Here is a 12,355-nt window from a genome sequence, read left to right on the forward strand (position 1 = left end):
ACGCTTGCGGCCCCGCGGACGTGAGGCCACTTGCTGCCGTACGCGTAGGCTGAAGCTATGTCGGCACCCGAATTCACTGAAGCACAAATCCCTCAACCGCGATTCACTGTCGAGACCGCGAAGGTCCTGGCCGAGGTGGCCCACAATCGGCAGAAGGACAAGCTCAAGAGGCCCTACCGAGACCACGTAATTGCGGTGGGTGATGCCCTTGCAGATTTCAACGACGATATCCGGATTGCCGGTTACCTTCATGACATTGCCGAGGACACTCCCATCACGCGGCAGGCACTGCTGGACATGGGCGTTTCCGAGCGGGCAGCGGACATCATCGAGCGGGTCACCAACAGGCTGCACGATAACCCCGATGACTATCAGGCCGGGATGCACTTCATTGCCGAGGACCACGACGCGGCACTCGTGAAGATCGCGGACAATGCCCACAATTCCCTGCCCGAACGCGTCAGGGCTCTGGCCGCGAAGTGGCCGGACAAACCGCCGGTCACCAAGTACCGGGATGCCCGTCCGGTGCTGTATGCCGCCGTCGACGTCGAGGAAGTCCGCAAGATCCTTGCGCGGGTTAATCCCTGGCTGCTGAAGGAGTTGGACGACAGGCTCGACGACGAAGATGACACGGATTACGAGAACCTCTCCTACGAAGACTCTCCAGTCGCTGAGCCTGTCCAGGCCCCGGAAGCGGCGGACAGCCGGCCGGACGGAGCCTCTTAGGCTCCTGCTTTCATCTGCTCCAGGGCTGCGTTCATTCGTTCGGTGCCGCGCTTCTCATCAATGACAATCGACACGCCCAGCGCCAGCACAACCACCAGCAGGCAGATCGGCACCGAGACCCCGGCGGTGGCAAGTCCCACGCTGCCCGCCAGCGCGGCCACGACGCCGGCCGCCACGGCAATGACGGTCCGGTCCACGCAGATCATGATGCTGAAGAGCCAGGTCAGGGAGACTTTGAATAGCGCCACGGGGACCGCGATGCTGGCCACGGCCACGGCGGCGCTGATGTGGGCCTCATGGTCGACATAGTAGGCCGCCACGTGCAACCCGGCGCCAGTTGCGGCGATGGCAGCGAAGATGGGCATGTGCGCGTAGCCGAAGAAGAATGAGCGGTGGCGCTGGAAATGTAGGGCCGGGCCGGCGGGCAGGATGAAGTAGATCCACCACATGCTGAACGCGAGGGCCGTTCCGCCGAATCCCACCAGCGCCGCGTCGACGCTCCAGCCATGGTGGGCCACAATGGCGCGTAGGGTTTCGATCGCCCCGATCAGGCATTCGCCAAGGGCGATGATGGCGAGTAGCCCGTAGCGCTCGGCTATGTGGTGCGCGTGCCACGGGGTCCGCATGCTGCGCTCCGCGGCGTAGGGTGTGACCATTTCCAGGATGAACAGGGGCGCAGCCACGAGGAACGTGGTCAGGATGTCCGCCTCAATGATGAGCACCGCGATCCAGCCGAGCTGCACCACGCCAAGGTACGTGGCGTACCGCTGGCAGGTCCGCCGGCGTGCCGGATCTTGCCGTGCCGCGCGCAGCCACTGGAAGACCAGGGCCAGGCGCATGATCACGTAGCCGCCCACCATCACGGCGTTGTCCACGTGGTCGCCCTCCACGAGCGAGTGGAACATCGGCTCAATGCCCATGGCCAGGATCAGCACCCCGAGAAGCTGGACCATGGTGACCACGCGGAACACCCAGTCGTCGGTGTCGTAGGCGCTGGCGAACCACGTGAAATTGATCCAGGCCCAGATCACGGCGAACATCGCGAAGGAGAATCCGAGCAACCCGGCGCCGAAGTGGGCTTCCGCAATCTGGTGGGCGAACTGGCTGCCGGCAACCCCGAAGGCAATAACAAAGGTCAGGTCGAAAAAGAGTTCCAGCGGGGTCGCGGCCCGGTGCTTCTCATGGGGATCCCGGCCGCCCATGCGGGAGAAGGCATGCCGGAGGGGGTTTGAGGACATGGTCAAAGGTTACCGCCAGGGCAGTGTCCTGCTCCAGAGTGCAGATGGCTCCGAGACGAAGGTTTCGGCGGTGCTGCATGAGGCGTCAGCGTGCCGCTCGACCGGGGACCGGCTGCGCTGACAACCAGAGAAAGTCAGCTGCTGACAGAGGAGGCCCCGGTTCTTCGAGGGCTGTCCGCAGCTGGGCCCACGCCGGCGAGCGGCGGTCTGCAGGGAGCAGACCTTCGGGCAGAGTACTTGAAGGCAGGGTGCTTTCGGGCCGGGTGTCGTCAGACAGTGGACAGTCAGGATCCTGATAACCCAGCACCTGTCTCACCTGAGGTGGCCAGCGTGGTGGTTCCCAGTCGGGGTGTTCGCTTTGGTAGTGGCGGCCGGTGGGTGATGTCCAGCTGGGTGGTTCGTTGGGGGTGGCTGCTTTGGGTGTCCAGCCGGTGGTGTGTCTGAGCCTGTGGTGCTTGTGGCAGGGCTGGCCGAGATTTGATATGCCGGTGGATCCTCCGTGGGCCCAGGCGAGGATGTGGTCGGCTTCGTTGTCGAGGGAGTGGTTGCTGCAGCCGGGGAACGGGCACTTTCCGTCCCGTAGGCGGAGCCATTGGCGTTGGGCTTTCGTCACGCGGTAGCTTTTTCGCCCGATCTCCAAGGGTGCTCCGTCGCGGGGGTCGATCAGGACCCGGTGGAAGGATTCGGCGCCGTCGGCGATGAGGTGGCGGGCCATGGACGGCGGGATCGGCCCGTACCCGTCCAACATTGCGGGTTCATCGGTGAGGCCCAGCAGCGACATCACCGGGACCGTGATCAGCACCTGCGCCCGCGGCGACGGAACACCGCCACCCACGCCGACTGATTCCCGGCCAGAGCTGAGATCGGTTCCGCCGGTGATGCCGCTTGTTCCGCCGCTGATGCAGTCCGCGTTTCCGCCGAGGAGCCAGGTGGCAACGGTGTCGGCGCGGAGCTGAGTGAGGGTCCGGTCCTCATGGGGGCCTTGGAGGGCGCGGGCGGCGGTGGTGGTACGGTCCCAGATCCCCGCGGCCTGATCCGCGGGCAGGTAGGCGGAGAGCCAGGCCATACCGTCCCGGTCCGGGGCATACTCCACCCGTCTGTCCGCGGCACACCTGGTATGGCGCTTTTCGATGCTGACCGGATGGTGCCGTTCCCGCCAGGTCCGGGCCTTGTGCCGGAACCTCCCGGGGATGAGCTCACCGGCCGCGCCACGTGCCGGATTCACGACGAAGGGGTCCAGGAAATGTGCCTCCAACCCCTGCGCCCCGGTGGGGTCAAGGTTGGTGGTTTCGTCGACCATGATCCGGGCGTGCTGCCACGAAATCGTCCCGGCCCGCAATGCCGCGAACGTCAGCGGCAAGGCCGTGGCCAGTACGTGGGATTCGGCGAGCAGGGCACCGGCACTGCGCTCACTCACCGTCAGGGCGCAAGCGACCTCAGCGACGACAGCCATCTCCTGACCTGTGTGGTCCTGCGGCGACTCGGCCGGACCCGCCAGGGCCTCGGCAGCAGCGCTGTAACCGGCAGCCAGCCAGACCTTCAGGGCGGCACTTTTCGCGTCCAACCGCGAGATCTCGGCCAGCCCGTCCAGGAAACCACCCGCCACCTGGCGCAACGGATCAGCCTCCCAGGGACCGGAGGCTTCGGCACCTTCACGGATCGCAGAAGCCAGCCCTGCGAAGGACGCCGAAAGGGCCTCCGCCGTCGCCACAGCCGCTCTGCTATCCATACTCAAAGCATCCCAGCAGGGTCTGACAAAGACCGCAAGGATGAATGCCTATGTGCATAACTCAGCGGCCAGGAGCAACCCGCAAGGACTCGACCTCAAGGGGCGCCGCGGCAGTGCAGAGCCGTTCGCGCGCGGGGGCTTAAGTGTCCGTTCGCGCCCCGGGCCGGTGGCTTAGACCCGCCCCAGTGCGTCGATGTCCTCAAGGAACTGCTCGTGGACCTCCTGGCTCACGGTGGTCCGGGTATCGCCGACCGCGTCGAGGTAGTCCTCGGTGCAGGGCCCCTTCCGGACCGCCTCGCGGACTGAAACGCTGCCCGCGGAAGCGGCGCCACCGTCGTCGTACACTGCCTTTTCCAGCGCGCGCTGGGAGGCGCTGCGGGCGGCGTACTCAATGTCCGCGGGGGAGAAGCCCTCGGTCCGTTCCACCAGGAGCTCCACGTCCACATCGTCCACCACGGTGGCCGGGATGAAGCGCTGCCACATGGCTTCGCGGGCCTGGCGGTCCGGGAGGCCGATAGGGATGACGTAGTCGAACCGGCCGTGGCGCAGGAAGGCACTGTCCAGGGACTTGATGAAGTTGGTGGCGCAGACCAGCAGGCGGCCGGGTTGTTCGCGGAATGCCGGGATGATCTTCAGGAGCTCGTTCGTGACGCCCTGCAGGGGCGACGGCGGTTCACCTGAACGCTGGGAGGCGATCTCCTCCACCTCGTCGATGAACACCACGCAGTGCTCCAGCTCCGCAATTTCGAGGAATGTTTCGCGCAGGGCGCCAGCGAGGCCCTTGGGATCGGAGGCCAGGCGGGACGGGAAAACCTCAACGAACGGCCACTCGAGCCGGGACGCGATGGCCTTCGCAAACGTGGTTTTGCCGGTGCCGGGAGGACCAAACAGCACCACGGCACGCGGCGGCACCACGCCGTATTCATCGGCGAGGTCGGCCTCCGCGAGGGGCAGGACAAGCCGGCGTTCCAGGAGTTCCTTTTCCTTGCGCATGCCAGCCACGTTCTCCCACAGGTCCCGGGCCAGGATCCGGCCGCCCAGCTGGCCCAGCGCGCCGAGCTCCTGACGCTGGACGGGGATGGTCCGCTCGAAATAGCGCAGGTTCTTCTTGAGCGCGAAGCCGCGGCTGAGGAACGCCTCCACCCGGGTTTCCGCTTCCGGCATCAGCGCGGAGAGCTTGTTGAGGCCGTGCGGGGCCATGCGGTTTTCGACGGCGGCGAGCAGCGAGGTGCCGATCCCGCGCCCGCGGTACTCAGGCAGCGTGGCCAGGAAGACGATCCAGCCCTGGTCATGCGCGGCGCGTCCAACGGCGGCGCCCACCACCTGATCGCCCTGCACCGCTACCACGGCGTGGTCCTTCTCGCAGGATGCCAGCACCTCGGAGAGGGCGTAGACGGGCTCCACGTCAGTGGCCTTGAGCGACTCCCAGAGGTGCAGGATCCCGTCCAGGTCTGCTGAATGGAAATCCCTGATGCGCCAGTTGGTCATGCCGTGTCTCCCGGGTGGTTCGTCATTGAACGGGTCATTGAGCTTCGTCGTTGAACTGCAAGAAGCGCTGTGACGCGCTCTGCTGAGCATAGGCGATCAGCCCTCGGCGAAGGGTTGCGGGAGCGTTGCATTACGGAACGTACGACGGCGGCACCTGGGTTCCGTGTCAACAGAACCCGGGTGCCGCCGTCGGGCGTCACGGCCGGTTTGGCCGGGCAGGGCGTTACTTCTTGAAGGTTTCCGCGGGTGGGTTGGCGATGACGGGGGCTGTGCCGGTGAAGCCTTCGCGGGTCTCGGCGATCTCACGGATCCGGGTGCGGCAGGCGTACCAGCCGAAGACCATCAGCACGGAGGCGATGGCGGTGACGAGCATGGTGAGGGGTGAGTCGATGAAGACCATCACCAGGACGCTCGCGAGGAAGAGCAGTGAGAGGTAGCCGGTGTACGGGGCGCCGAACATCCGGAAGGAGGGGCGTTTGAGCCAGCCTTTGTTCGCCCAGCGTTGGAGCTGGATCTGGCAGAGCACGATGGTTGCCCAGGTCATGACGATGCCCACGGAGGCGACGTTCAGCACGATTTCGAAGGCCTGTGCGGGTACGAGGTAGTTCAGCGGGACGCCGAGGAGGGACACTCCGGCGGTGATGGCGATGCCGCCGTAGGGGACGCCGGCCTTGTTCATGCGGCCCGCGAACTTGGGGGCGGAGCCGTTCACGGACATGGAGCGGAGTATGCGTCCGGTGGAGTATAGGCCGGCGTTGAGCGAGGAGAGCGCGGCGGTGAGGACCACCAGGTTCATGATGACGTCCACGCCCTGGATGCCGATGGAGCCGAAAAAGGTAACGAACGGGCTGACGCCCTTTTCGTAGGAGGTGTAGGGCAGCAGGAGGGCGAGCAGGATGACGGAGCCGACGTAGAAGACGGCGATCCGGAAGACCACGGAGTTGATGGCCTTGGGCATGATCTTTTCCGGGTTTTCGGTCTCGCCGGCGGCGGTGCCCACGAGTTCGATGGAGGCGTAGGCGAACAGGACGCCTTGCATCAGGATGATCATGGGGAGCAGGCCGTTGGGGAAGATACCGCCGTTGTCCGAGAGGAGGCTGAGGCCAACCTGCTGGCCGTCCACGGGGGTGCCGAAGATGACGAAGTAGGTGCCCACCACGAGGAAGACCACCAGCGCGGCGACCTTGATCAGGGCGAACCAGAATTCCATCTCGCCGAACACCTTTACGGAGACGAGGTTCAGGCAGAGCACCACTACCAGGGCGATGAGGGCCCAGGCCCACTGCGGGACGGCCGCCATCCAGGGGATGTAGTTGCCGAAGAAGTTCATGTAGAGCGCTGCGGCGGTGATGTCCACAATGGTGGTGGTGGCCCAGTTGAGCCAGTAGAACCAGCCGGAGACAAATGCGGCCTTCTCGCCGAAGAATTCACGGGCGTAGGAGACGAACGAGCCCGACGACGGGCGGTGCAGCACTAGTTCGCCCAGCGCCCGCAGGATCAGGAACGCGAAGAAACCGCAGACGGCGTAGGCGATGACGAGTGACGGGCCGGCGGCGTTGAGGCGGCCGCCGGCGCCGAGGAACAGGCCGGTGCCGATTGCGCCGCCGATGGCGATCATCTGGATCTGCCGCGGCTTGAGGCTCTTGTGATAACCCTTGTCCTCCGCGTGCAGGGCATTTTCGGTGGCGTGCGCCTGGGGCGGGACGGTGTGGTCCGTGATGACCTGCTTTTGGGCAGTGTCCTGTTGGGGAGTTGTCATGCGGTGTCCTTTGGGGGTGGTTGGGCGGGCGGGTAGGGACTATTTGCTGAGATTCGCCAGGCGCTCAGGACTGAGGAGTTCCTGGAGCTGGGCGGCGGTGAGCAGGCCATGCTCGAGCACGAGTTCGGCCACACCCTTGCCGGTGGCGAGAGCCTCCTGGGCGATGGCGGTGGCGGTGGTGTAGCCGAGGTGGGGGTTGAGGGCTGTGACCAGGCCGATTGACTGTTCCACGGTGAGGCGGAGGTGTTCGGTGTTGGCGGTGATGTCCCGGACGCAGCGTGCCGTGAGGGTGCGGCAGGCGGCTTCCAGGTGGGAGATGCTCTTGTGGAGGCTGTGGACGATGATGGGTTCGAAGGCGTTGAGTTGGAGCTGCCCGGCTTCGGCGGCCATGGTGATGGTGACGTCGTTGCCGATGACCTCGTAGGCCACCTGGCTGACCACTTCGGGGATTACCGGGTTGATCTTGCCAGGCATGATGGAGGAGCCGGACTGGACGGCCGGGAGGTTGATCTCGCCGAAGCCCGCGCGGGGGCCGGAGGAGAGCAGGCGGAGGTCGTTGCAGATCTTGGAGAGTTTCACGGCCACGCGCTTGAGCACGCCGGAGAGGTGCACGAAGGCGCCCACGTCCTGGGTGGCTTCGATGAGGTCGACGGCGGTGACCAGGGGGAGGCCGGTGACCTCGGCCAGGTGCCGGCAGGCTGCCTCGGCATAGCCGGCGGGGGCGTTCAGGCCGGTGCCGATGGCTGTGGCGCCGAGGTTGATTTCGTGGATGAGTAGCTCCGCTTCGGCCAGGCGCAGCCGGTCCTCGCCGATGGTGATGGCGTATGTGCCGAACTCCTGGCCCAGCGTCATGGGGACGGCGTCCTGCAGCTGCGTTCGGCCCATCTTCACCACGGTGCGGAATTCCAGTGCTTTGGCGGCGAAGGCCTCTTCGAGTTCGGCCAGTGCGTCAAGCAATTCCCGGCCGGCGAAGATGGTGCCCAGTTTCACGGCGGTGGGGTAGACGTCGTTGGTGGACTGGCTGAGGTTAACGTGATCGTTGGGGTGCAGGCGGGCGTAGTCGCCTTTGGGGTGGCCGAGGATTTCGAGGGCGCGGTTCGCGATGACCTCGTTCGCGTTCATGTTCGACGACGTCCCGGCGCCGCCCTGGATCACGTCCACCACGAACTGGTCGCTGAGCTGGCCGTTCATCACGTCGGTGCACGCCTGCTCGATCGCCTGGCCGCGTTCGGCGTCCAGCAGTCCGAGTTCGCGGTTCGTGCGGGCAGCGGCCAGCTTCACGGCGGCCAGTCCCCGGACCAGATGCATGTTGGAGGACAGCGGCTGCCCGGTGATGGGGAAGTTTTCCACGGCGCGGAGCGTGTGGACGCCCCAGTAGGCGTTGCCTGGGACGTCGCGGTCACCCAGGAGGTCGTGCTCGGACCGGGTTTCGGGCACGGCATCCACGGCACTCGGGTTGGTGGTCAGGTTGGTCATGGGGGTCCTCACAGGGCTTCGTTGGCGGGCGCGGACAGGGTTAGTGCAGGCAGGAAATCTGTGGGCCGCAGCAGGCCCACTTTGTGGCCGCCGCCCAGGATGGGGGCGGTGCCGATGCCGGCGAGCGGCGCAATGTCCACGCCGAGGGATTCAAGGACGTGGACGGTGGCGGGCATCCGGGCGCGGTCGCCGCCGTCGGAGATCTTGACGGCAACTGCGCGGCCATCCGGCAGGCCGACGAGCTGCACACCTTCAAAACCGTCCTTCGCCACAGAGCCGGGCAGCAGGCGCATCAGTTCCGTGACGTCCCGGCGATCGCCGGCCACCATGTCGGGGTGCTGCCGCATGGCGAGCCCGACGGCGGCTTCCGCAAGCAGTGGGGCGGTCCCGCCGTCGTCGGAGGTGCTGACGATGGTAATCGCGGTGGCGGCCGCCGCGATGGCGCCGAACGCGCGGGCCATGCCGCGGAGGGTGAGGGCGAAGAGGGGCGTCCCGCAGCCGTCCGTGCTGCGGGCGAAGGCCTCCTCGCCGGTCAGGTCGGTGACGGTGGCGGCGATCAGCTGCTGCAGCGGATGGGACGGATCGAGGTAACCCTTGACTGGCCAGCCGTTGATGACGCACGTGGCGGCCATGGCGGCGTGCTTGCCGGAGCAGTTCTGGGTCAGCTGCGTGGCGAGGAAGCCGGTGCGCAGCCAGTCCTCGCGCTCGTTGCTGCCGTAGGGCAGGTCGGTGCTGTTCTCGAGGTCGCTGACGGTGAGCCCGTGCATGGCGAGGATACGCTGGGTGCCGCCGCGGTGTTTGGCTCCGCCGGAGTGGCTGGCTGCGGTCAGGGCGAGCAAGTCGGCGGGGAGGTTCAGGCCCGCACGGACCATGGCCACGGCCTGCAGGGGCTTGAGGGAAGAGCGCGGGTAGAACGGTGCCAGGGGGTCGCCTGCCGTCGCCAGGATCGAGCCGTCAGGTGCGGTGGCGATGGCCGAGCCGTAGTGGACGCTTTCCGCCAGTCCGTCGCGGGTGGCCACCACCAGGGGTGCGTGCCGGGGGAGGTTCGCGGGGTCGATCCCAGTCAAAAATGCGTGTGCGGCCGTGCCGGGGACAGCGGTTTGGGCAGCAGGAAGGGCAGGGGCAGGCATGGAGTCCTAGGGGTCTTTGTTAGGGGAGTTACTTGTTGAGGATGGAGTCGAGGGCAGCGCCCACGGCGCGTAGGTGTTCGGCCATGGCCATGCTTGCGGCCTCGGCGGAACCGGCCTCCATGGCGGCGAGGATCTGCTGGTGCTCGGTGTCGGACGCGTGTTGGCGGTCGGCCACCATGTTTAGGGTTTCCGACTGGAAGGCCAGGGCTCCCCGGATGTCGGCCACCACGCTGGCGAACACCTTGTTGCCGCTGGCGCGGGCGATGGCGGCGTGGAAGCTGGAGTCCAGGACAACCCAGCTTTCCGGGTCTGTTTCCGTGGTCATCGCGGCGACGATCTGCCGCAGCGTCTCGAGTTCCTCGTCGGTCCGGCGCTGCGCTGCCAGTCCTGCTGCCGGAACCTCGATGTGCGGGCGGGCCTCGGTGAGGTCCCGCGCAGAGTAATGCCCCAGTGTCAGGTCATTGGCCACCTTGTTGGCGACCACAAACGTGCCCTTCCCGGTCTTGGTGACAGTCAGGCCCAGGGCGGTGCAGGAGCGGAGCGCCTCGCGGATGACTGAGCGGCTGACCCCGTACTGCTGCGAGAGCATCGCCTCGGAGCTGAGCTTGCCGCCCACTGCCACGGTGCCGGACTCGATATCGGCGCGGATGGCGTTGAAGACAGCTTCCGCCGCGCTGAGACGGGCCAGCGGTTGGGCGTCGAGCCGCTGGGTTCCGGGGGGCTGGTTTCCGGAGGGCTTCGCAGGATGCCCTGCTGTCCGGCTGTCTGACAGGTTCACGCCTCAAATATGGCACGGGTCACAGTGTGTGTCAATGCGGGTACCCGAGGGGCCTGACGGCCCTGGCCCGAGGAGGTTGAATCCCCGGACCAGGATCCGCCGGTCGTCAGGGTCGAGACAAGCCGTCAGGTTCGCACAAGGAGTTGCAGAATGCGCGCCGCTGCTCAGGGAACTGGTTGCCGGGACCGTGCAATCGCGGGTATGAGGGCGTAGAAGGGGGTGCAGCCGCCTCTTGTCCCGGGGGAAATGTTGGAGCGGACCAGCGAAGCGGCCTCAAGCGCCGCAAGGTGGTAGCGGACGTTTTCCCTGGAGGAATTGATGGCGCTGCTGATGTCGGACACCTTGCTGGCTCCGTTACGGGCGAGATGCTCGATGATCCTCGACCGGACGTCGCGGCGACGGTCCGCGTCTTCGGGGACCGTGAGTGAATGAATCATTTTTCGCATGCCTTTCAGGGCGTGACTCGATCAGTGCATTGCTGGAGCGTGGACGCGGGTCTCTTCTGCGTCCTGAGTCTGGAGTCCGGTGGCGTCCGGCACGGCATCGTCGGGTTTCCTTCCGATGACCGCGGTGGCGATGGCGTTTCCGAGGATGTTGGTGGCGGTGCGGCCCATGTCCAGCAGCTGGTCCACTACAAGCAGGACCGCGATACCGGCGGCCGGGACGCCGAATCCGGGGATGACGGCAGCAACCACCACGAGCGAACCGCGTGGCACGCCAGCCATGCCTTTGCTGCTGAGCAGGAGCATGGCCGTCATGGCGATCTGTTGGCCTAAATCCATGTCGATGCCGTAGGCGTTGATGAGGAAGACCGAAGCGAAGGTCATGTACATCATGGAACCGTCAACGTTGAACGAGTATCCCAGCGGCAGCACGAAGCCGGTGGTCCGCTTGTCGATGCCGAATTTGGTCAGGCCTTCGATGAGCTTGGGCAAGGCCGCTTCGCTGCTGGACGTGGCGAACGCTATGACCATGGGTTCGCGCACCATTCGCACCAGGCGGAAGGCCGCCCGGCCGAGGAACGCCGTGGCCACGGCGATCATGATGACCCACAGGGCCGAGAGGGAAACATAGAATCCGCCGATGAACGAGGCGTAAGTGGCGAATGCGTCGAGGCCCTTCGCGGTGAATGCCGAGGCTATTCCGGCGAAAACGCCCACCGGGGCTGCCAGCATCACGTAGCCGGTGACCTTCAGCATGACCTTCATCAGTTCGTCGATCGCATCAGCTATGAAGGCGTGGCCAGTCTTCCGGAGGTTCAGCAGGGCGATGCCGAAGAGCGCGCCGAACACCAGGATCTGGAGCGGATTGTTCGTGGTCAGGGCCGAGAAGACGCTGGTGGGGATGATGTTGGTGATGAATGTCTGGAAGTCGAGCGGCTTGGACTCCAGCCCGGCATCATCGGTGGGCACCAGGTTGAGGCCAGAGCCCACGTTGAGCAGGTGGGCCATGATGAAGCCAAAGGCGCCCACCAGCACCGAGGCGGAGAGGAACCAGAGCATCGAACGGCCGAACAACTTGCCCACCCCGGCTGATTTCGCGGCTCCGGCGATGCCCGAGACCAGCGTGGCGAAGATCAGCGGGGCAATGATCATTTTGATCAGGTTCAGGAACATGTGTGTCACAGTGTCGAAGACGGCAACGAAGGTGTCCCGCACATCAGGGGGGAGAAGCCAATGGAACACCAGGCCGCTGATGATTCCCATCAGAAGCGAGGCCAGAATCCATTTCGTTGATTTGATTTTCAAAGTCAGTCCTTGGCTAAGTGCCGGGATCCGGCCCTCTTGAAGGGACCTCGTCTTTGAGTCTCTGAACCCCGGCGGGGATTTTGGGCACGACGATGTGCACCGGATCAGCATGGTGATCGGAGGACGGGCGGTTGGGGCCTATTTGCTGAGGTTGGCCAGGCGTTCGGGGCTGCGGAGAGGCTGGAGCTTGCCGGCTTCGGCCGCCATGGTGACGGCGACGTCGATGCCGAGGACCTCGGAGAAGTTGGTCACTTCCTGCACAGGCTGTCCTACTGTCCGGCTG

General features: G+C 65.7%; 11 protein-coding genes. 1 reads left to right on the plus strand and 10 read right to left on the minus strand.

Annotated elements, in window-relative coordinates:
• Positions 1–57 precede the first annotated feature (57 nt).
• Positions 58–726 carry an HD domain-containing protein gene (locus tag ACX80V_RS05355; protein WP_485842274.1) on the plus strand — a complete coding sequence of 223 codons (669 nt, stop codon included), beginning with the start codon at positions 58–60 and terminating at the stop codon, positions 724–726.
• Here the strand turns inward: ACX80V_RS05355 and ACX80V_RS05360 are convergent.
• The 10 genes from ACX80V_RS05360 to ACX80V_RS05405 form a co-directional block, all read right to left on the minus strand.
• The gene (locus tag ACX80V_RS05360) at positions 723–1,964 is read right to left on the minus strand and encodes a low temperature requirement protein A (protein WP_485842275.1); all 1,242 of its coding nucleotides are present in this window, start codon (positions 1,962–1,964) and stop codon (positions 723–725) included. The two genes, ACX80V_RS05355 and ACX80V_RS05360, sit on opposite strands and share 4 nt — an antisense overlap.
• A gap of 85 nt (positions 1,965–2,049) precedes the next feature.
• Positions 2,050–3,693, minus strand: a complete 1,644-nt coding sequence (locus ACX80V_RS05365; protein WP_485842276.1) for an HNH endonuclease signature motif containing protein — start codon at positions 3,691–3,693, stop codon at positions 2,050–2,052.
• Positions 3,694–3,864: 171 nt separating this feature from the next.
• Positions 3,865–5,181, minus strand: a complete 1,317-nt coding sequence (locus ACX80V_RS05370) for an ATP-binding protein (RefSeq protein WP_485842277.1) — start codon at positions 5,179–5,181, stop codon at positions 3,865–3,867.
• A 223-nt stretch (positions 5,182–5,404) separates the two neighbouring features.
• Positions 5,405–6,940, minus strand: coding sequence for an amino acid permease (locus ACX80V_RS05375; RefSeq protein ID WP_485842278.1), 1,536 nt, complete (start codon positions 6,938–6,940; stop codon positions 5,405–5,407).
• 39 nt (positions 6,941–6,979) lie between these two features.
• Entirely contained in the window at positions 6,980–8,416 is a 1,437-nt protein-coding gene (locus ACX80V_RS05380) for an aspartate ammonia-lyase (RefSeq protein WP_485842279.1), read from the minus strand.
• Between the two features lie 8 nt (positions 8,417–8,424).
• Positions 8,425–9,546 (minus strand): asparaginase, encoded by a 1,122-nt coding sequence (locus ACX80V_RS05385; RefSeq protein WP_485842280.1) that lies wholly within the window; start codon positions 9,544–9,546, stop codon positions 8,425–8,427.
• Positions 9,547–9,574: 28 nt separating this feature from the next.
• On the minus strand, positions 9,575–10,324 hold the full coding sequence (locus ACX80V_RS05390) for a FadR/GntR family transcriptional regulator (RefSeq protein WP_485842281.1): 750 nt from the start codon (positions 10,322–10,324) through the stop codon (positions 9,575–9,577).
• Between the two features lie 164 nt (positions 10,325–10,488).
• Positions 10,489–10,761 carry a helix-turn-helix domain-containing protein gene (locus tag ACX80V_RS05395; protein WP_485842282.1) on the minus strand — a complete coding sequence of 91 codons (273 nt, stop codon included), beginning with the start codon at positions 10,759–10,761 and terminating at the stop codon, positions 10,489–10,491.
• Between the two features lie 30 nt (positions 10,762–10,791).
• Positions 10,792–12,072, minus strand: coding sequence for a dicarboxylate/amino acid:cation symporter (locus ACX80V_RS05400; RefSeq protein WP_485842283.1), 1,281 nt, complete (start codon positions 12,070–12,072; stop codon positions 10,792–10,794).
• Between the two features lie 138 nt (positions 12,073–12,210).
• Entirely contained in the window at positions 12,211–12,333 is a 123-nt protein-coding gene (locus ACX80V_RS05405; RefSeq protein ID WP_485842284.1) for a hypothetical protein, read from the minus strand.
• Between the last annotated feature and the right edge of the window lie 22 nt (positions 12,334–12,355).

The sequence above is a fragment of the Pseudarthrobacter arbutini genome (assembly GCF_054510915.1).

What these genes read in the sequence shown, in the direction of transcription:
- ACX80V_RS05355 (WP_485842274.1), top strand. Translation starts at nt 58, where the DNA reads ATGTCGGCACCCGAATTCACTGAAGCACAAATCCCTCAACCGCGATTC.
- ACX80V_RS05385 (WP_485842280.1), bottom strand. Translation starts at nt 9,546, where the DNA reads ATGCCTGCCCCTGCCCTTCCTGCTGCCCAAACCGCTGTCCCCGGCACG.
- ACX80V_RS05395 (WP_485842282.1), bottom strand. Translation starts at nt 10,761, where the DNA reads ATGATTCATTCACTCACGGTCCCCGAAGACGCGGACCGTCGCCGCGAC.
- ACX80V_RS05365 (WP_485842276.1), bottom strand. Translation starts at nt 3,693, where the DNA reads ATGGATAGCAGAGCGGCTGTGGCGACGGCGGAGGCCCTTTCGGCGTCC.
- ACX80V_RS05370 (WP_485842277.1), bottom strand. Translation starts at nt 5,181, where the DNA reads ATGACCAACTGGCGCATCAGGGATTTCCATTCAGCAGACCTGGACGGG.
- ACX80V_RS05380 (WP_485842279.1), bottom strand. Translation starts at nt 8,416, where the DNA reads ATGACCAACCTGACCACCAACCCGAGTGCCGTGGATGCCGTGCCCGAA.
- ACX80V_RS05360 (WP_485842275.1), bottom strand. Translation starts at nt 1,964, where the DNA reads ATGTCCTCAAACCCCCTCCGGCATGCCTTCTCCCGCATGGGCGGCCGG.
- ACX80V_RS05375 (WP_485842278.1), bottom strand. Translation starts at nt 6,940, where the DNA reads ATGACAACTCCCCAACAGGACACTGCCCAAAAGCAGGTCATCACGGAC.